This window comes from Streptomyces sp. NBC_00454, assembly GCF_041434015.1.
GTDB lineage: Bacteria > Actinomycetota > Actinomycetes > Streptomycetales > Streptomycetaceae > Streptomyces.
This window is the reverse complement of record NZ_CP107907.1, coordinates 2,492,217-2,510,930: the sequence shown is the minus strand read 5'-3', so window position 1 is coordinate 2,510,930 and position 18,714 is coordinate 2,492,217. Positions and strand designations below refer to the sequence as shown.

General features: G+C 73.3%; 15 protein-coding genes and 1 pseudogene. 11 read left to right on the top strand and 5 right to left on the bottom strand.

Annotation, left to right across the window (positions count from 1 at the left end):
- Positions 1 to 95 precede the first annotated feature (95 nt).
- The 4 genes and pseudogenes from OHU74_RS11725 to OHU74_RS11710 all read left to right on the top strand — a co-directional run bounded on the left by OHU74_RS11725 (position 96) and on the right by OHU74_RS11710 (position 5,461).
- The gene (locus OHU74_RS11725) at positions 96 to 941 is read left to right on the top strand and encodes a DegV family protein (protein ID WP_371615839.1); all 846 of its coding nucleotides are present in this window, start codon (positions 96 to 98) and stop codon (positions 939 to 941) included.
- Between the two features lie 98 nt (positions 942 to 1,039).
- Entirely contained in the window at positions 1,040 to 2,005 is a 966-nt protein-coding gene (locus OHU74_RS11720) for a helix-hairpin-helix domain-containing protein (RefSeq protein ID WP_371615838.1), read from the top strand.
- Between the two features lie 215 nt (positions 2,006 to 2,220).
- Positions 2,221 to 4,443 (top strand): annotated as a pseudogene (locus OHU74_RS11715) (ComEC/Rec2 family competence protein); the annotation flags it as partial.
- A gap of 136 nt (positions 4,444 to 4,579) precedes the next feature.
- A complete protein-coding gene (locus OHU74_RS11710; protein WP_371615837.1) occupies positions 4,580 to 5,461 on the top strand; it encodes a YceI family protein in 882 nt (293 codons plus the stop codon).
- An 18-nt stretch (positions 5,462 to 5,479) separates the two neighbouring features.
- On the opposite strand, the gene OHU74_RS11705 is transcribed toward OHU74_RS11710, so the two are convergent.
- Positions 5,480 to 5,722: a hypothetical protein gene (locus OHU74_RS11705; RefSeq protein ID WP_330296362.1), complete on the bottom strand. Its 243-nt coding sequence runs from the start codon at positions 5,720 to 5,722 to the stop codon at positions 5,480 to 5,482.
- A gap of 73 nt (positions 5,723 to 5,795) precedes the next feature.
- On the opposite strand from OHU74_RS11705, the gene holA reads away from it, so the two are divergent.
- The 3 genes from holA (at position 5,796) to OHU74_RS11690 (ending at position 8,695) form a co-directional block, all read left to right on the top strand.
- On the top strand, positions 5,796 to 6,788 hold the full coding sequence (holA, locus tag OHU74_RS11700) for a DNA polymerase III subunit delta (protein WP_371615836.1): 993 nt from the start codon (positions 5,796 to 5,798) through the stop codon (positions 6,786 to 6,788).
- A 90-nt stretch (positions 6,789 to 6,878) separates the two neighbouring features.
- On the top strand, positions 6,879 to 8,030 hold the full coding sequence (locus OHU74_RS11695; protein ID WP_371615835.1) for an SMI1/KNR4 family protein: 1,152 nt from the start codon (positions 6,879 to 6,881) through the stop codon (positions 8,028 to 8,030).
- Positions 7,949 to 8,695 carry a hypothetical protein gene (locus tag OHU74_RS11690; RefSeq protein WP_371615834.1) on the top strand — a complete coding sequence of 249 codons (747 nt, stop codon included), beginning with the start codon at positions 7,949 to 7,951 and terminating at the stop codon, positions 8,693 to 8,695. The genes OHU74_RS11695 and OHU74_RS11690 overlap by 82 nt, the downstream gene beginning before the upstream one ends.
- A 200-nt stretch (positions 8,696 to 8,895) precedes the next feature.
- Here the strand turns inward: OHU74_RS11690 and OHU74_RS11685 are convergent, their stop codons facing one another.
- Positions 8,896 to 10,251 carry an MFS transporter gene (locus OHU74_RS11685; protein ID WP_371615833.1) on the bottom strand — a complete coding sequence of 452 codons (1,356 nt, stop codon included), beginning with the start codon at positions 10,249 to 10,251 and terminating at the stop codon, positions 8,896 to 8,898.
- 100 nt (positions 10,252 to 10,351) lie between these two features.
- Between OHU74_RS11685 and OHU74_RS11680 the strand changes: the two genes are divergently transcribed.
- Complete coding sequence (locus OHU74_RS11680) at positions 10,352 to 10,990, top strand: TetR/AcrR family transcriptional regulator (RefSeq protein ID WP_371615832.1); 639 nt, start codon at positions 10,352 to 10,354, stop codon at positions 10,988 to 10,990.
- A gap of 250 nt (positions 10,991 to 11,240) precedes the next feature.
- Here the strand turns inward: OHU74_RS11680 and rpsT are convergent, their stop codons facing one another.
- Positions 11,241 to 11,507, bottom strand: coding sequence for a 30S ribosomal protein S20 (gene rpsT / locus OHU74_RS11675; protein ID WP_330296357.1), 267 nt, complete (start codon positions 11,505 to 11,507; stop codon positions 11,241 to 11,243).
- 226 nt (positions 11,508 to 11,733) lie between these two features.
- Between rpsT and lepA the strand changes: the two genes are divergently transcribed.
- The 3 genes from lepA to hemW all read left to right on the top strand — a co-directional run bounded on the left by lepA (position 11,734) and on the right by hemW (position 17,067).
- Positions 11,734 to 13,599, top strand: coding sequence for a translation elongation factor 4 (gene lepA, locus OHU74_RS11670; RefSeq protein ID WP_371615831.1), 1,866 nt, complete (start codon positions 11,734 to 11,736; stop codon positions 13,597 to 13,599).
- A gap of 252 nt (positions 13,600 to 13,851) precedes the next feature.
- Entirely contained in the window at positions 13,852 to 15,744 is a 1,893-nt protein-coding gene (locus OHU74_RS11665) for a long-chain fatty acid--CoA ligase (RefSeq protein WP_371615830.1), read from the top strand.
- 120 nt (positions 15,745 to 15,864) lie between these two features.
- Positions 15,865 to 17,067, top strand: coding sequence for a radical SAM family heme chaperone HemW (hemW, locus tag OHU74_RS11660; protein WP_371619653.1), 1,203 nt, complete (start codon positions 15,865 to 15,867; stop codon positions 17,065 to 17,067).
- A 23-nt stretch (positions 17,068 to 17,090) separates the two neighbouring features.
- Here hemW and OHU74_RS11655 read toward each other — a convergent pair whose 3' ends face one another.
- Together OHU74_RS11655 and OHU74_RS11650 are read right to left on the bottom strand one after the other, a co-directional pair.
- A complete protein-coding gene (locus OHU74_RS11655; RefSeq protein WP_371615829.1) occupies positions 17,091 to 17,888 on the bottom strand; it encodes a DUF3097 domain-containing protein in 798 nt (265 codons plus the stop codon).
- A gap of 28 nt (positions 17,889 to 17,916) precedes the next feature.
- A complete protein-coding gene (locus OHU74_RS11650) occupies positions 17,917 to 18,642 on the bottom strand; it encodes an MBL fold metallo-hydrolase (RefSeq protein ID WP_371615828.1) in 726 nt (241 codons plus the stop codon).
- Positions 18,643 to 18,714: the final 72 nt, after the last annotated feature.

Below are 18,714 nucleotides of genomic sequence, written 5' to 3'. Positions count from 1 at the left end.
CGCGGAGCCCCAACGGCCGCGCCGACCCCCACCCCACCGCCGGAGGCAAGGGGCCGGGCTGCCGGAACACCCCCGCTGCCGGTAACCTCCGCCTCATGTCCCGCCATGTCGCGATCGTCACCGATTCCACGGCCTACCTGCCCCCACCAGCCATGGCGCGCCACGGAATCACCTCCGTCCCGCTGACCGTGGTCCTCGGCGACGAGGCCCTCGTGGAGGGAACCGAGATCTCGGCCCGCAGCCTGGCCCTCGCCCTGCAGAAGCGCCGCTCGGTCACCACGTCCCGCCCCAGTCCGGAGGAGTTCGTCCGGGCCTACCGGGCCGCCGCCGACGCCGGGGCGACCGGCATCGTCAGCCTGCACCTGTCCGCCGAGTTCTCCGGCACCTACGACGCCGCCGTGCTCGCCGCGAAGACCGCCCCGGTGCCCGTGCGCGTCGTGGACACCGGCATGGTCGCGATGGCCCTGGGCTTCTGCGCCCTGGCGGCGGCCGAGGTGTCCGAGGCCGGCGGTTCCCTGGACGAGGCCGTCGCCGCCGCGGAGAAGCGGGCCGCCGGCATGTCGGCGTACTTCTACGTGGACACCCTCGACTACCTCCGCCGGGGCGGCCGCATCGGCGCCGCGCAGGCCCTGCTCGGTTCGGCGCTGGCGGTCAAGCCGCTGCTGACGCTGGAGGGGGGTCGGATCGAGATGCTGGAGAAGGTGCGTACGGCCTCCAAGGCCATCGCCCGCCTGGAGGAGCTGGCCGTGGAGCGGGCGGGCTCCGGACCAGTAGATGTGGCCGTGCACCACCTGGCGGCGCCCGAGCGTGCGGAGAAGCTCGCGCAGCGGCTCCGCGAGCGGATCCCGGGACTGGTCGAACTACACGTCAGCGAGGTCGGGGCGGTGATCGGCGCACACACCGGGCCGGGGCTGCTGGCGGCGGTCGTATCCCCGCGCTGATCACTGGATCGGGTGAGGGGGTTGTCCACAACGGGCTGGCCGTCCACCGGAATTGAGGGCTCCGAACGGGGTTCCGGTTTCGGCCCTACCGTCGTGGCATGACTCTCCGTACACGTACTTCGTCCCCCGCCGGCGCCACCAGCGGCCCCGGCCGCCCCCGGCTTTCCGACGGCCGCCTGCGCCACCGTCGCGGCGACCGGTCCGTCCACCCCGAACCCGCCGTGGTGCGGCGCAGGGCCGAGGCGCTCCTGGGCGGCCACCCACCGGGGGCTCCGCTCCCGGACCCGCCTCCGGAGCCGATGTCGGCCGCGGCCCCCGTTCCGGTTGCCACATCGACTGCGGCCCTGGCTCCGGCGGCGGTGTCTTCGGGCGGGTCGGCCGACGGGGTGGAGCCCCGGGCCGGCGAGGGGGCGCTGCCGGACGGGGTCGCGCGGCGGCTTGCCGTGCGGGAGCGGCTGCCCGTGTGGCTGCAGACCCGGTGCGGGGTGGAGCCGCGGGCGGTGGCCGCCGTTTCGGTGGTGCTGGTCGCGGCGGTCGGGTTCGCCGGGCAGCAGTACTGGTCGGCCCGGCCGCAGCCGGTGACCGCGCCCGCCCTGGTGGCACCGCCGCCGACCGTCGCTGCCCTGTCCGCGCCGACCGCCGCAGGCGGCGGCCGGATCCTGGTGGACGTCAGCGGCAAGGTCCGGGACCCGGGGGTGCGCAGGCTGCCCGCCGGGTCGCGGGTGGAGGACGCCCTGGTCGCCGCCGGGGGCGTGCGGCCCGGGACCGACATCACCGGGCTCAACCGGGCCCGGGTTCTCATGGACGGCGAACAGGTACTGGTCGGGGCCCCGGCTCCGCCACCGACGGGCGGGGGCGCGGCGCCGGCTTCCGGGCCGCTGAGCCTCGGCACGGCCACGGCCGAGCAGTTGGACGGCCTGCCGGGGGTCGGTCCGGTCCTCGCACAGCACATCGTGGACTTCCGGACGGCCCGCGGGGGCTTCCGGTCCGTGGAGGAGCTCCGGCAGGTCAACGGGATCGGCGAGCGGCGCTTCGCCGATCTGCGGAAACTGGTCCGGCCGTGAGCGGGACCGGGGAAGTGGCGCGGCCCCCGACCGGCGGGGACCCGGGGCAGGTACGCTCCCGGCCGCCGACCGGCGGGGGCGAGGCGCGACCGCCGGACCTGCGGCTGGTGGTGCCGGCCCTGGCCGCCTGGGCGGCGGCTGCGTTCGCCCTCGGCCTACCCCTCGGGTGGAGCGCCTGGGCGGCGGGGCTGGGGGTGGGCGCCGCCGGGCTGCTGATGGTGGCCGGGTGCAGGCGCCAGGGGCCCTCATGGAAGGCCGGGACGGCCGTGGCGGCGGCCCTGCTCTGCGCGGCCGCCGGGGCCGCGGTGGCCGGGCTCCAGCGGGCCGAGGCGCGGGCCGGGCCGGTGGCGGAGCTGGCCGGGCAGCACGCCCGGGTGCTGGCGGAGCTCACCGTGGGCTCGGATCCCCGGACCGCCCGCAGCGGGAGCGGGCCACCGGTGGTGGTGCTCGACGCGGTGGTGACCCGGGTGACCGGGCCGGACGGTGCCAGGACCCGGGTGTCCACCCCCGTGCGGGTACTGGCGGGGCATCCGGACTGGGCCCGGTTGCAGCCCTCGACCCGGGTCGCCGTGGTCGCCCGGCTGGCGCCGGCCCGGGACGGGGAGCGGGCCGTCGCCCTGCTCCGGCCGGCCGGGGACACGCCACCGCGGGTGACCGGCGGCCCGGACGCCGTGCAGCGGATCGCCGGGCGGCTGCGGGCCGGGCTGCGCGAGGTCACCGACGATCTGGCGCCCGATGCCCGAGCCCTGCTGCCGGGGCTGGTGGTCGGGGACACCTCCCGGGTGGAGCCCGATCTGCACGAGGCGTTCCGGGCCACCGATCTGCTGCACCTGCTGGCCGTCTCCGGATCCAACCTGACCGTGGTGCTCTTCCTCCTCATCGGACCCCCGGCCCGCGCACAGCTGGCGGAGCGGGGTGGTCTGGCGCCACGCCTGGGGCTCTCCCTGCGGGCGACGGCCCTGTGCGGAGCGGGCCTGACCCTGGCGTTCGTGGTGGTGTGCCGGCCGGGGCCCAGCGTGCTGCGGGCGGCGGCCTGCGGGTCGGTGACCTTGCTGGCCATCGCCACCGGGCGGCGCAGATCCCTGATCCCGGCGCTGGCCGCCGCCGTACTGCTGCTGGTGCTGTACGACCCGTGGCTGGCCCGCAGCTACGGATTCCTCCTCTCGGTCCTGGCCACCGGAGCCCTGCTGACCCTGGCGCCCCGGTGGAGCGAGGCTCTGCGAAGCCGCGGGATGTGGCCGCGGCCGGCCGAGGCGCTGGCGGCCGCCGCGGCCGCGCAGGCGGTCTGCGCCCCGGTCGTCGCCGTGCTGTCGGCCCGGGTGAGCCTGGTGGCGGTCCCCTGCAACGTGCTGGCCGAGCTGGCGGCGGGCCCCGCGACGGTCCTGGGGTTCGCCGCGCTGGCGACGGCCCCGTTGTGCGGGCCGGTGGCGGAGCTGCTGGCGCGGTGCGCGGGGGTGCCGGCCGGGTGGATCGCGGCGGTCGCCCGGGGCGGGGCGCGACTGCCCGGGGCGGAGCTGGGGTGGCCCGGCGGGGTGGGTGGAGGGTTGCTGCTCGCCACGGCCACCTTGGCGGTGGTGGCGCTCGGTCGGCGGTTCGGGCTCAGGCGATGGCTTGCCTCCGCCCTGGCCGTGGCACTGCTCCTCGCCGTACTGAGGCCGCCGCTGCTCACTCGTACGATCAAAGGGTGGCCGCCGCCTGGCTGGAGCTATGTGCAGTGCGCGGTCGGGCAGGGGGACGCCGCCGTCCTCGCCGTCGCTCCGGGCACAGCCGTGGTGGTGGACGCGGGCCCCGAGCCCGCTCCGGTGGACGCCTGCCTGCGGGAACTGGGCGTGAAACGGGTGCCGTTGCTCCTGCTGACGCATTTCCACGCCGACCACGTGGGAGGGCTGGTGGGGGTGCTGCGGGGGCGCACGGTGGGAGTGGTGCAGGTCACCACGCTGGAAGAGCCGCCGGGACAGGCGGAGTTCGTGCGGCGGACGGCGGCGGCCGCCGGGATTCCCGTCGTCCCCGCGATGGACGGGGAGCGGCGCCGGGCCGGGCCGCTGGAGTGGCAGGTGCTGTGGCCGCCGGCCGGGGGAGCGACGGCCGAGGGCCCCAATGATGCGAGCGTGGCCCTGCTGGTGCGGACCGCCGGGCTGACCCTCCTCCTGCTGGGCGACCTCGAACCGGACGCCCAGCAGGAACTGCTGAGGAACCATCAGGAGCTCGGGCCGGTCGACGTCCTCAAGGTGGCCCACCACGGCAGCGCCCACCAGGACCCCGACCTCTACGACCGGGTCCGGCCGCGTCTCGCGATCGTCCCGGTCGGCGCGGGCAACCGGTACGGACACCCCGCGGCGGGTACGCTCGCGCGGCTGCGGGCCTCGGGGGCGGTGGTGCTGCGCACGGACGAGGACGGCTCGGTCGCCGTCGCCGGCGGCGGCTCGCGGCTGCGGGCATTCCCGGTCATTCGACGACGGAACCGGCGCGGTCATACCGGGCGCGACCGCTCTGTTTGCCCACAACCCGACAGCATGATCGAATGCGTTTTCGCCAGAGCGGTCCAAGTCCACACAGCACGGGGGTGCATAAACCATGTTCAGTCGCAGACGGGGGATGGAGTCAGCGGGAAGTGCCAGTCCCCAGACATCCGCGACACTGACGCTTCCTCATACGGCACGGCTGCTCAGCTGCCGGGTTCTCGACACGGTCCACCAGCCGGTGCGGCAGGCCCAGTTCGAGGTGACCGACCCGATCGGCCGGAGGATCGTCAGCGGGGAGACCGACCCGTACGGCGGCTTCACGGCGACCGTGCCGGCGGGCGAGTACCGGCTGTCCGTCACGGCCGAGGGCTACGCGCCCTTCCACGGGGCGACGCTCGTGGGGGACCCCGCGCAGCCCGGCACCGGGGAGATCATCCTCGACGCGGTGGAGCCGCCGCTGCTGCCGCAGCCCGGCCACTGGGAGCTCGATCCGGCGCATTCCTCGATCGGGTTCTCGTCCCGGCACATCGGGCTCGCCCGGATCAACGGCCGGTTCAACACCTTCGCCGGCGCGGTGCGGATAGCCGACCGCATGGAGGACTCCTCCATGCACGTGATCATCGACGCGGCGAGCATCGACACCGGGCTGCGGATGCGGGACGACCACCTGCGCTCCGCGGACTTCCTGGACGCGGCCCGCCACCCGACCGTGGAGTTCTACAGCGAGCGGTTCATCCACCGGATCGGCAGCCGCTGGTCCGTGGCGGGCGCCCTGACCCTCCACGGGGTCAGCCGGTCCGTGACCCTGGACACCCAGTACCTGGGCCTGGGAGCGGGCATGGAGGGCGAGCCGAGGGCAGCGTGCCGGGCCACGGCCGAACTGCAGCGGGAGGACTTCACGCTGAACTGGCAGTCGATGCTGGCGCACGGGATCGCGGCGATCGGCTCGAGCGTGGAAGTGGCGTTGGACATCCAGGTCGTGCACAAGGCCTGACCGGGGCGCACCGGGGTCCTACGGGGCTTCGAGCCAGCCGTCGTACTCGGCGGCCAGATCGTCCAGGGCGGTGGCGTCGAGCCCTTCACGGGGGTCCTCGACGACCACCAGCCACTGGGCGTCCTCGGCATCGTCCTCGCCCGCCAGGGCGTCGCGGACCACCTGCGGCTCCTCCGGGAGGCCGAAGCGGTCGACCACCTCCCGGGCCACCTCTTCGGCGGAGTCGCGGTCGGGCAGGACCAGTACATGTCGCACGTTCACCCGGTCATTCTCCGGCACGGGGAAGGGGCCGCGGAGCGAGGGGCTGTCAGTACGACATGGGATGCTGGATCCGATGGCCACCAGGAAGAATTCCACCGACGATCCGCTTGCCCCCATCACCCTCGCGGTGGGGCAGGAGGACCTGCTGCTCGACCGCGCCGTGCGGGAGGTGGTGACGGCGGCCCGGGCCGCCGACGCCGACACCGATGTGCGCGACCTCGCCTCCGATCAGCTCCAGCCCGGCACGCTGGCCGAGATGACCAGCCCCTCGCTCTTCTCGGAGCGCAAGGTGCTGGTCGTGCGCAACGCGCAGGACCTGTCGGCGGACACGGTCAAGGAGGTCAAGGCGTACCTCGACGCGCCGTTCGAGGAGATCAGCCTCGTCCTGCTGCACGCGGGCGGGGTCAAGGGCAAGGGCCTGCTCGACGCGGCGCGCAAGGCGGGCGCCCGGGAGATCGCCTGCCCGAAGATGACGAAGCCGGCGGACCGGCTGTCGTTCGTGCGGGGCGAGTTCCGCACGCTGGGCCGCTCCGCGACCCCGGAGGCCTGCCAGACGCTGGTCGACGCGATCGGCAGCGATCTGCGGGAGCTGGCGAGTGCGGCGGCGCAGCTGTGCGCCGACGTCGAGGGCACGATCGACGAGACCGTGGTCGGCCGGTACTACACCGGCCGCGCCGAGGCTTCGAGCTTCACGGTCGCGGACCGGGCGGTCGAGGGCCGGGCGGCCGAGGCGCTGGAGGCCCTGCGCTGGTCCCTGTCCACCGGGGTGGCGCCGGTCCTGATCACCAGCGCGCTGGCCCAGGCCGTGCGGGCGATCGGCAAGCTCGCCTCGGCCCCGCGGGGAGCCCGCCCCGGCGACCTGGCGCGCGATCTCGGCATGCCGCCGTGGAAGATCGACCGGGTCCGCCAGCAGATGCGCGGATGGTCGGCGGACGGCGTCGCGGACGCCCTGCTCGCGGTGGCGGCGGCCGACGCGGGGGTCAAGGGCGGGGGCGACGACCCGGAGTACGCGCTGGAGAAGGCGGTCGTGGCGGTGGCCCGCGCGGCCCGCCGCCCCCGCGGATAGCCAGCCGTCCCTTCCGGATCCTGTCGGTCGGGCCCGGCTCCGCGCGGTCGGGTTCCCTCGACTGTCAGTGCCCGCTCCTAGGGTGCCGGTATGACCGTGCCCACCGTTGAAGAGTCCTGGATCCGCATCGAGAGCTGGCTCGCCCGGCATGCTTCCGTCAGCCACGGGCTGCTGCGGCCGGCGACCCTCCCGGAGGACATCGCGGCGGCCGAACTGCGGCTGGGGGTGACGTTCCCGCCCGACCTGACGCAGTCGCTGCTGCGCCACAACGGCGTGGAGCTCCAGGACGGGACGCTGAAGCTGGGCTACTACTACGGACCGCTGTCCGGCGTCGAGAACATCGTCAGAAGCACCGAGCTCCTGCGGGAGATCGCCGAAGACGTCGCCGAGGACATCGCCGAGGACGAGGCCGACCTCGACGAGGAGGAACGCGACCAGTACGCGTACTGGCCGCACGAGCGGCTGCTGGTCACCCTGGGCATCGGCTGGCAATCCTCCGACGGACTGTTCCTGGTCACCCGGCCCGGCCCGCACCACGGGCGGGTCGGCCGGTACTTCGACGAGGACGCCGCCTCCTTCACCCCCTGGCCGGGGCTGCGCGATGTCCTCGCCGACTTCGCCACGGCCCTGGAGAACGGCACCCCCTTCAACGGGCGGACGCCGCTCGCCTTCGAGGGCCGGCTGATCTGGGACGACGCCGGGACGATCGTCCCCGATCCGCGCTCCGCCCTCGCCCTCGCCGCCGAGGCCGCCGAACCGAGGGTCGAGCCCGCGACCGCGTCGGCCCTGTCCGCCCCGTACGCCCCGCCGTCCGACGGGGCCTACGCCGTCCTCACCTTCGGAGCCGCGGCCGTGCAGGCGCCGCCCGTGCAGCCGGACGTCGTGTTCGTGGCGGGGGTCTCGCCCGGGGACTGCTGGACAGGCTGGGCTCCGTGCCCGCGACCGCCGCGCCGCGCAGCCGGGAACAGGCGGGGCTGTGCGCCGCCGCGCCCTGGGCGGCGTACCGGCCGATGGTCCGGGCCGGGGCGTGCGGCGGCGGCCGCGGAGGCTGGTCGTACGCCATCCAGGAGGGCGGGGACGCCCAGTTCGGCCGTCCGGAGGTGCTGCGCCGACTGTCCCGCGGGACCCGGGTCGTGCGGCTGGCGAAGCAGGGGTTCGAGGTGCGCGTCACCGTCTTCGAGGACGGTGCGGAGCGGCCCGAGGCGGGCCGCCGGGTCGAATCGGCCCGCGAGGACTACGTGACCGACTCCGACGGCCGGCCCGTGCTCGGGCCCGGCGGGCAGCAGTGGCAGCGGATCGGCGTCGATCCCTGGCCCGGCTCGACGGCCGCGTACACCCGGATGCTGGCCGGGTTGGCGCAGGAATACGGCATCACTTGGGATCCGGAGGGAGAAGGCGACGAGCTGTTGGCGAGCGCGCTGCTGCTGCCGGTCCTCGCCGATGTTCCGCCCGCCCGGCTCCCGGTCTCCCACGTACGAGACTTCGACCTCGGCGGGCTCGTCGACCGGACTCCGCCGGAGCGGTTGCGCTCCGCGGCGGCGGCGCAGCTCGCCCGGCTGGCGTCCGAAACCGGCATCGACACCTACCCGGAGATAGTGCGGGCGTTGGAGCGGATCCGCCGGGACGAGCCGGTGGACCTCCCGGCCGACGAGGCCCTCGACCTGCGGATGAGGACCCTGTCGGCGGAGGCCCGTGCGGCGCGGGGACTGCTGGACGCCGCCCGCAACCACGACGACCCGGCGCCCGTCACCACGGCTGACCTCAGCGCGTGGGCCGTACGGGATTCGGCGGCCGGGGCGCTGCGCGAGTTCCTGCTGCTGCCCCTGCCCGCCGCGTTGGAAACGATCCTGAGCCGCCGCCTGTCCGTGCGGTGGCGCGACGACCTCGCAGCGGACCTGGCCGGCTAGGCCGTCTCTTTCGGATCTTGCCGGGCCCGCGCCGCCCGGCACCGCACCTCGCCGCACTGCCGCGGCACCCGAGTACGTCCAGTACGCGGGAGCCCCGACAGCGCGGCGAGGCACGGCACCGGACGACGCGGGCTCGACCGACAAGATCCGAAAGAGACGGCCTAGGCCGTCTCGTCCAGTTCCCCACCCCCCGGCAGGGTTCAGTGGGCCATCGCGTGGGCGGAGGAGGCGGCCGGGCGGCCGTGGGGGAGCAGGAGGGGTGCGGCCAGGGCGAGGGCCAGGGCCGGGAGGGCGAGGGTGGTGAAGCTGCCCGAGGCGAAGGCGGCGATGCCGATGGCCGCGCCCAGTTCGTGCGAGGTGCCGACCAGCCCGGAGGCCACGCCGGTGTGGTCGGGGGTCACTTCGGAGAGGGCCGAGGTCGTGGCGCAGACGAACGCCGCGCCGAGTCCGAGGGCCAGGAGGGCGAAGCCGGGGACCAGGCCCGTCCAGAGGCCGCCGAGGGTGGTCACGGCCGCGCCCGCGGCGGCCAGGGCGAAGGACCCGGCGGCGACGGGGCGCCAGCCGAAGCGGGGGACGAGCCGCGAGCCGAGGTGTGCGCCCGCCGTGACGGCCACCGCCGCGGGGAGGAAGGCCAGGCCGGTGACCAGCGGGCTCCGCCCGAGGGAGTCCTGGATGTGCAGGGAGCTCAGGTAGAACGCCGTCACGAGCAGGCCCGCCGCCCCCAGCATCACCGCGGAGCCGCCCAGCAGGTTCCGGCGGCCGGGCAGGGCCCGGGGCATGACGGGGTGGCGCGACTGGCGCTCCGACACCGCGAGGAGAACCCCCGCGGCCAGGGCCCCGGCGAGCCAGAGCCAGGAGCGTTCGGTCAGCCCGTAGACGAGCGAGGCCGAAGTCAGGGTCAGGAGGAGGACTCCCGGCACGCCCACCCGGCTCCGGACGGCCGTCGTCGCACCGCCGGGGGTGCGCGGCGCGCGGGCCAGCAGCAGCGGGACGAGGCCGAGGGCGAGCGCCCCGACGGGCAGGTTGACGTAGAAGATCCAACGCCAGCCGGGGCCGTCGGTGAGGATTCCGCCGAGCAGCACCCCGATGGCCGCGCCCGCGCCGCCGATCGCGGCCCAGGCGCCGAGGGCGCGGTGCCGTTCAGGGCCCTGGAACAGCACCGTGACCAGGGCCATGGCGGCCGGGGAGAGCAGCGCCGCGCCGAGGCCCTGCGCGGAGCGCGCCGCGATCAGGGTGGCGGCGTCGGTCGCGAGTCCGGACGCCGCCGAGGCGGCCGTGAAGAGGGCGAGCCCGGCCAGGAACATCCGCGGCGCCCCGAACCGGTCCGCCAGCCGCCCGCCGGCCATCAGCAGGGCGCCGAAGAAGAGGGTGTACGCCGTGACGACCCAGGTGAGTCCGGACCCGGAGAGGGTGAGGTCGCGGCTGATGGCGGGCAGCGCGACGTTCACGACGGTCACGTCGGCGATCAGCATGAACTGGGCCAGGCCGAGCAGGGTGAGCAGCCGCCACCGCTGCGGATGGGGGCTTCCGGAGTGGTGCGGGGTGTTCGAGGGCATGGCGAAGCCGCTCCTAAAGTTAACAGAGGTGTTAAGGATCTCGGATCCGAGTATGCGGTCCCGCCGGAGGAATGTGAACACCGGTGTTAAGTTTGACTCCATGGTCACCGACGCACCCCGCCCCCGCCGCGCCGACGCCGAGCGCAACACCGCCGCGATCGTCGATGCCGGCCTGGACTGCTTCCTCGCCGATCCGCAGGCGAGCATGGCCGCCATCGCCCGCGCCGCCGGGGTCAGCCGCGTGACGCTCTACTCGCACTTCCCGACCCGTGAGGCGCTCCTCGATGCCGCCCTCGACCGGGCGGTCGCCGAGTCCGCGGCCACCCTCGAGGCGCTCGACGGCGAGGCTGGGACAGGGACAGGGACAGGGACAGGGGCAGGGGCAGGGACCGGGACCGAGGCGGGGACCGGGACCTTCGAAGAGGCTCTCGCGCGGCTCATCCGCGGCTCGTGGCGACTGCTGGACCGGCACTCCGCCGTCTTCGCCCTGGTCTCCACTGCCCTCCCGCCCGAGCAGCTGCGCGAGCGGCACGACCGGGTCCTCGCCCCCGTCCGGCGCCTGCTCGGCCGGGGCCGGGAGGGTGGCGAGGTGCGCGCGGACCTGTCCGTCGACTGGCTGGTCGCGGTCGTCTACAGCCTCGTGCATGCGGCCGCCGCCGAGGTCCAGGCCGGCCGGATGTCCGCAGAGGAGGCGCCGGAGGCCCTCACGGCCACCGTGCTCGCCGCCGTCGCCGGATAGCGCGAAGCGGCCGGCAGCCGGCAGTCGGCGGCAGGCGGCAGGCGAGCGGCGGCCCGCCCCGGGCAACGCGAAGGCCCCGGCCGTCACCCTGGGGAAGGGTGGGGGCCGGGGCCTTCGGTACTGCTGTGCTGCTGTGTTGCTTTGGTTGCGCCGCACCCGCGTGGCGAACGCTTCGTGTGCGGCGCGGGGTGCCGGTCGGGAGCGGGAGAGAGGGCCCGCGGGATCCCTACCCGGCGATCACATCAGGAGCTCAGCCCTGGAGGGAGGCAGCCTTGATCGCCAGCGCCGACTTCTTGTTGGCGGCAGCGTTCTTGTGGATGACACCCTTCGAGACAGCCTTGTCGAGTGCACGCGCGGCGGCGCGAGAAGCCACGGTGGCCTTCTCGACGTCACCGGCGGCGACGGCCTCGCGGGCCTTGCGGATCGCGGTCTTGAGCGAGGACTTGACGGCCTTGTTGCGCAGGCGCGCCTTCTCGTTCGTCTTGTTCCGCTTGATCTGGGACTTGATGTTCGCCACGAAAGAGCCTTTGCAGGTTCAGAGATTTGATCTTCGGATTTGTGTCCCGGAAGCTTAGAGGGCATACGAGACACAGCTGCTCAGGCTACCAGGCGCGCTCCGACCGGCCCAAACCGAGCGCACTGCCCAGTCCATGGGACCATGGAAGCCTGCGTACAGATCCGACTTGGCGCAGACCGACGCTCACCACTTCGTTCCGACTGAGACCCGAGAATCAGGACACTGCGTGCCCGCGATCCCCAGCCACGTGCCCGAGCCGAGCCGTACCGACCCGGCGCTGATCCGCAATTTCTGCATCATCGCGCACATCGACCACGGCAAGTCGACCCTCGCCGACCGGATGCTCCAGCTCACCGGCGTGGTGGACTCGCGGCAGATGCGCGCGCAGTACCTCGACCGCATGGACATCGAGCGTGAGCGCGGAATCACGATCAAGTCCCAGGCGGTGCGACTGCCGTGGGCGCCGAACACGGGTGAGGACCAGGGCAAGACCCACATCCTCAACATGATCGACACCCCCGGGCACGTCGACTTCACCTACGAGGTCTCGCGCTCGCTCGCCGCCTGCGAGGGCACGGTCCTCCTGGTGGACGCGGCCCAGGGCATCGAGGCCCAGACCCTCGCCAACCTGTACCTGGCGATGGAGAAGGACCTCGCGATCGTCCCGGTCCTGAACAAGATCGACCTGCCGGCCGCCCAGCCGGAGAAGTTCGCCGAGGAGCTGGCGAACCTGGTCGGCTGCCAGCCCGAGGACGTGCTGCGGGTCTCGGCGAAGACCGGTCTCGGCGTGGACGTGCTGCTCGACAAGATCGTCGCCACGGTCCCGGCCCCGGTCGGCCCCAAGGACGCCCCGGCCCGCGCGATGATCTTCGACTCGGTCTACGACTCGTACCGCGGCGTCGTGACCTACGTCCGTGTCGTCGACGGCCAGCTCAACAAGCGCGAGCGCATCCGGATGATGTCCACCGGCGCCACGCACGAGCTGCTGGAGATCGGTGTCTCCTCCCCGGAGATGACCCCGGCCGACGGCATCGGCGTCGGCGAGGTGGGCTACATCATCACCGGCGTGAAGGACGTCCGTCAGTCCAAGGTCGGTGACACCATCACCAGCCTGAACAACGGCGCGACCGAGGCCCTCGGCGGCTACAAGGACCCGCGTCCGATGGTCTTCTCGGGTCTGTACCCGCTCGACGGCTCGGACTACCCCGACCTGCGCGAGGCCCTGGACAAGCTCCAGCTCAATGACGCCGCGCTGGTCTACGAGCCGGAGACCTCGGCGGCGCTGGGCTTCGGCTTCCGCGTCGGCTTCCTCGGCCTGCTCCACCTGGACGTGGTGCGCGAGCGCCTGGAGCGCGAGTTCGGCCTCGACCTGATCGCCACCGCGCCCAACGTGGTCTACCGCGTGGTCATGGAGGACGGCAAGGAAGTCTCCGTCACCAACCCGAGCGAGTTCCCCGAGGGCAAGATCTCGGACGTGTTCGAGCCGGTCGTACGGGCCACCCTGCTCGCGCCCTCCGAGTTCATCGGCGCGATCATGGAGCTCTGCCAGCAGCGCCGCGGCACCCTCCTCGGGATGGACTACCTCTCCGAGGACCGGGTCGAGATCCGCTACACCCTCCCGCTCGCGGAGATCGTCTTCGACTTCTTCGACCAGCTGAAGTCCAAGACGCGCGGCTACGCCTCCCTCGACTACGAGCCCACCGGCGAGCAGTCCGGCAGCCTGGTCAAGGTCGACATCCTGCTGCACGGCGACAAGGTCGACGCCTTCTCCGCCGTCTGCCACAAGGACGCCGCCTACGCCTACGGCGTGCGCCTGGTCGCCAAGCTGCGCGAGCTCATCCCGCGGCAGGCCTTCGAGATCCCGATCCAGGCGGCCGTCGGCTCCCGCGTCATCGCCCGCGAGACCATCCGCGCCATCCGCAAGGACGTCCTCGCCAAGTGCTACGGCGGTGACATCTCCCGTAAGCGGAAGCTGCTGGAGAAGCAGAAGGAAGGCAAGAAGCGCATGAAGATGGTCGGCTCCGTGGAGGTCCCCCAGGAGGCCTTCATCGCCGTCCTCTCCAGCGACGAGTCCGGCGGCAAGAAGAAGTAGGTGCCGTAGAGGCGCTGTGGATCGGACAGGCCCCCGTGCTGCGGCGCGGGGGCCTGTTTCGTTATGAATCGGCGCCCCAAGGGCTCTTACGCGCCAGGCGGAGGGCCCCTAGTCTGATCACTGCTCGATGGTTACTCGCCAGTTTATTTTTTAACGGGCGCCGCCAAGCCCTGACTCAGCCACCCTGACCCACCACCCAGTCAGTCCGCCCCTGTGAAGAACAGGCCCTGCCGCGTGGTCCGGAGGATGTCCGTGAGCGACACACAGACCTTGATCGAGAACCGTCCGCCCTCCGTGGCGACCCTCTTCCTGGAGCGTGTCGCCGCCACGCCGAACGCCGAGGCCTACCGCTATCCGGTCCCCGCCGCGGATGGGAAGGGCGGCCCCGACGACTGGAAGTCGCTCAGCTGGGGGCAGGCCGCAGAGCGGGTCTTCGCCATCGCGGCCGGAATCATCGAGCTCGGGATCCAGCCGGAACAGCGCGTCGCGCTGGCCTCCAACACCCGGGTGGAGTGGATCCTCGCCGACCTGGGCATCATGTGCGCCGGCGGCGCCGTCACGACGATCTACCCGAGCACGAACGCCGAGGAGTCGGCGTTCATCCTCTCCGACTCGGAGAGCCGGATCATGATCGCCGAGGACGGCAAGCAGCTGGCCAAGGCCCGCGAGCGCCGGGCCGACCTGCCCGAGCTCGCCCACGTCGTGGTCCTGGAGGCCGCCGACGCGGTGTCCGTCGAGGGCGACCCGGAGGGCTGGGTGCTCTCCCTCGCCGACCTGGAGGCGCGCGGCAAGGAGTACCTCGCCAAGCACCCCGAGGCGGTCAAGGAGCGGGTCGCGGCCATCACCGCCGAGCAGCTCGCCACCCTCATCTACACCTCCGGCACCACCGGCCGCCCCAAGGGCGTGCGGCTGCCGCACGACAACTGGTCGTACCTGGCCAAGGCCATGGCCGCCACCGGCCTGATCGGCAAGGACGACGTCCAGTACCTCTGGCTGCCGCTCGCGCACGTCTTCGGCAAGGTGCTCACCTCGGGTCAGATCGAGGTCGGCCACGTCACCGCCGTCGACGGCCGCATCGACAAGATCATCGAGAACCTGCCGGTCGTCCAGCCGACCTACATGGCGGCCGTCCCGCGCATCTTCGAGAAGGTGTACAACGGGGTCGCCGCCAAGGCCAGGGCCGGCGGCGGAGCCAAGTACAAGATCTTCCAGTGGTCCGCGGGCGTGGCCCGCGAGTACGCCAAGGTCACCCAGGACAACTTCCGCCGCACCGGCAACGCGACCGCGCCCCTCGGCCTCACGGCCAAGCACAAGATCGCCGACGCGCTCGTCTACTCCAAGCTCCGCGAGGCCTTCGGCGGCCGTCTGCGCGCCGCCGTCTCCGGCGCCTCCGCCCTCGCCCCCGAGATCGGGTACTTCTTCTCCGGCGCGGGCATCCACATCCTGGAGGGCTACGGACTCACCGAGTCCAGCGCCGCCTCCTTCGTCAACCCCGGCGAGGCCTACCGCACCGGCACCGTCGGCAAGCCGCTCCCCGGCACCGAGGTCCGCATCGCCGACGACGGCGAGGTCCTCCTGCGCGGCCCCGGCATCATGCAGGGCTACCACGGGCAGCCCGAGAAGACCTCCGAGGTCCTGGAGGCCGACGGCTGGCTGCACACGGGAGACATCGGCGAGCTGTCCCCGGACGGCTACCTGCGCATCACCGACCGCAAGAAGGACCTGATCAAGACCTCGGGCGGCAAGTACGTCGCCCCGGCGGAGATCGAAGGCCAGTTCAAGGCGATCTGCCCCTACGTCTCCAGCATCGTCGTGCACGGCGCCGACCGGAACTTCTGCTCCGCCCTCATCGCCCTCGACGAGCCCTCCATCCTGGTCTGGGCCGCCGAGAACGGCCTGGAGGGCAAGACGTACTCCCAGGTCCTGGCCGCCCCCGAGACCGACCGTCTCATCGAGACCTACGTCCAGACCCTCAACGAGGGCCTCCAGCGCTGGCAGACGGTCAAGAAGTTCCGCCTCCTGCCGCGCGACCTCGACGTCGAACACGGCGACCTCACGCCCAGCCTCAAGCTGAAGCGACCGGTCGTCGAGCGTGAGTTCAAGCACCTGATCGAGGAGATGTACGAAGGCTCCCGCGAGGCGTAGCACCACCGGCGGGGCGGTCCACCGCCCCGCCGGCCCTGGGGCGCGATGTGCGCGGGACCTGCCCGGCGGCGGTTGCGGGACAATGGGTCCATGCCTTCCGCACTGCCCGACGGTGAACCCATGCCCGAAGACGGCTCGCTGCCGCCGCACGCCCTGGCGGGCGCCGGGGACCGGCCCCTCGGGTTCTACCTGCACGTCCCGTACTGCGCCACGCGCTGCGGCTACTGCGACTTCAACACCTACACGGCCACCGAGCTGCGGGGTACCGGCGGCGTGCTCGCCTCCCGGGAGAACTACGCCGACACCCTGATCGACGAGGTCAGGCTGGCGCGCAAGGTGCTCGGTGACGATCCCCGGGCGGTGCGGACCGTCTTCGTGGGCGGCGGCACGCCCACGCTGCTGCCCGCGGGGGACCTCGTACGGATGCTCGCGGCGATCCGGGACGAGTTCGGACTGGCCGAGGACGCCGAGGTGACCACCGAGGCCAATCCGGAGTCGGTGAACCCGGAGTACCTGGCGGAGCTGCGGGCCGGGGGATTCAACCGGATCTCCTTCGGCATGCAGAGCGCGAAGCAGCACGTCCTGAAGGTGCTGGACCGCACCCACACGCCCGGCCGCCCCGAGGCCTGCGTGGCGGAGGCGCGCGCGGCGGGCTTCGAGCACGTGAACCTGGACCTGATCTACGGCACCCCGGGGGAGTCCGACGAGGACTGGCGGGAGTCCCTGGCCGCCGCGATCGGGGCGGGGCCGGACCACGTGTCGGCGTACGCGCTGATCGTGGAGGAGGGCACCCAGCTGGCCCGGCGGATCCGCCGGGGCGAGGTCCCGATGACCGACGACGACGTGCACGCGGACCGGTACCTGATCCTCGACTCGGTCATGGCCGAGGCGGGGTACTCCTGGTACGAGGTGTCGAACTGGGCCACCACGCAGGCCGGGCGCTGCCTGCACAACGAGCTGTACTGGCGCGGGGCCGACTGGTGGGGCGCCGGCCCCGGAGCCCACTCGCACGTGGGCGGGGTGCGCTGGTGGAACGTGAAGCACCCCGGCGCCTACGCCGCCGCCCTGGCCGAGGGCCGTTCCCCCGGCGCGGGCCGCGAGCTGCTCTCCGAGGAGGACCGCCGGGTGGAGCGGATCCTGCTGGAGCTGCGGCTCGTGGACGGCGTCCCGCTGTCGCTGCTCGCCCCGGCGGGCCTGGCCGCCTCCGGCCGCGCCCTGGCGGACGGCCTGCTGGAGCCGGTCCCGTACGAGGCCGGCCGGGCCGTGCTGACCCTGCGCGGGCGGCTGCTGGCCGACGCCGTGGTCCGGGACCTGGTCGACTGAGCCGTCCGGCCTCCGGCCTCCGGCTAGGCCGTGACGTGGTCGATCAGGTGTTCCACCGCGCCGAGCAGGGTGGGCTCCAGGTCCTTGTACGAGGTCACGCGCGACAGGATGTGCTGCCAGGCGGCGCCGGTGTTCTCCGGCCAGCCCAGGGCCCGGCAGACGCCCGTCTTCCAGTCCTCGCCGCGCGGGATCACCGGCCAGGCCGGGAAGGAGAGCGCGGACGGTTTCACCGCCTGCCAGACGTCCACGTAGGGGTGGCCCACGATCAGCACGTGCGGCGAGGTGACGGCGGCCGCGATGCGCGACTCCTTCGAGCCAGGGACCAGGTGGTCCACCAGGACCCCCAGCCGGGCATCGGCGGCCGGGGCGAACTCCGCCACCACGGCGGGCAGGTCGTCGATGCCCTCCAGGTACTCCACGACCACGCCCTCGATCCGCAGGTCGTCGCCCCAGACCCGCTCCACCAGCTCGGCGTCGTGGCGGCCCTCGACGTAGATCCGGCCCGCCCGGGCCACCCGGGCCCGCGCGCCGGGGACGGCGATGGAGCCCGAGGCCGTACGCGCCGGGGCGACCGGGCCCCGGGCCGGGCGGGTCAGGGTGACCACCGCGCCCTCCAGGAGGAATCCGCGGGGCTCCAGCGGGAACACCCGGCGCTTGCCGAAGCGGTCCTCCAGGGTGACCGTTCCGGCCTCGCAGGCCACCACCGCGCCGCAGAAGTCGATGCCGGCCACCTCGACCACGAGGCCGGGATCGGCGGGCACCTCCTGGGCGGGCTTGGCGCGCTTCCACTGCGGGGTCAGGTCGGGGGAGTACTCACGCATCCGGCCGAGGGTAGGAGAGAGCGCGGCCTCAGCCGTCCGACACGCCGAAGCGGGCCGCCAGTGTGTCGCGTTGCGCACGGACAAAGGCCGCATCCACCACCGCTCCGTGACCCGGCACGTACAGCGCGTCCTCCCCGCCCAGTGCCAGCAGCCGGTCGAGCGCCGCCGGCCACTGCCGGGGCACGGCGTCCGGACCCGCCTGCGGTTCCCCCGACTCCTCGACCAGGTCGCCGCAGAAGACCACCTCGCGGGTTCCGGGGACGAAGGCGGCCAGATCGTGCCGGGTGTGCCCGGGGCCCACGTTGGCCAGCAGCACCTGCACCCCGCCCAGGTCGAGCGTCCACTCGCCCGACACCAGGTGGCGGGGGACCACCAGCAGCTCCACCGCCTCGGCGGCCTCGGCCGGGTCCAGACCGTGCCGGACGGCGTCGGCCCGCAGGTCCTCGTGGCTGACGGACAGCAGGGCGTCCAGTCCGACGGGACCGTAGACCTCGGCCCCGGCGAACACCGATCCGCCCAGCACGTGGTCGAAATGTCCGTGTGTGAATGCGAGATGGGTCACGCGCCGGCCCGCCAGCCGCTCCGCCTCGGCCCGCACCTGCGCGCCTTCCCGGACGGAGGAACCCGGGTCGATGAGAAGGGCCGAATCCTCGCCCACCACCAGTCCCACGGTGCAGTCCCACACCGGCAGACGCCGCCGGCCGGCCCGTTCGGTGAGCCGTTCCCAGCCCGCCTCTTCCCAACGCACGTCCATGCCGCGACGCTACCTTGGCGGGCCGCCCTTGCTAGGGGCGTACCACCCCGCCGTACACTGACCGGGGGATCT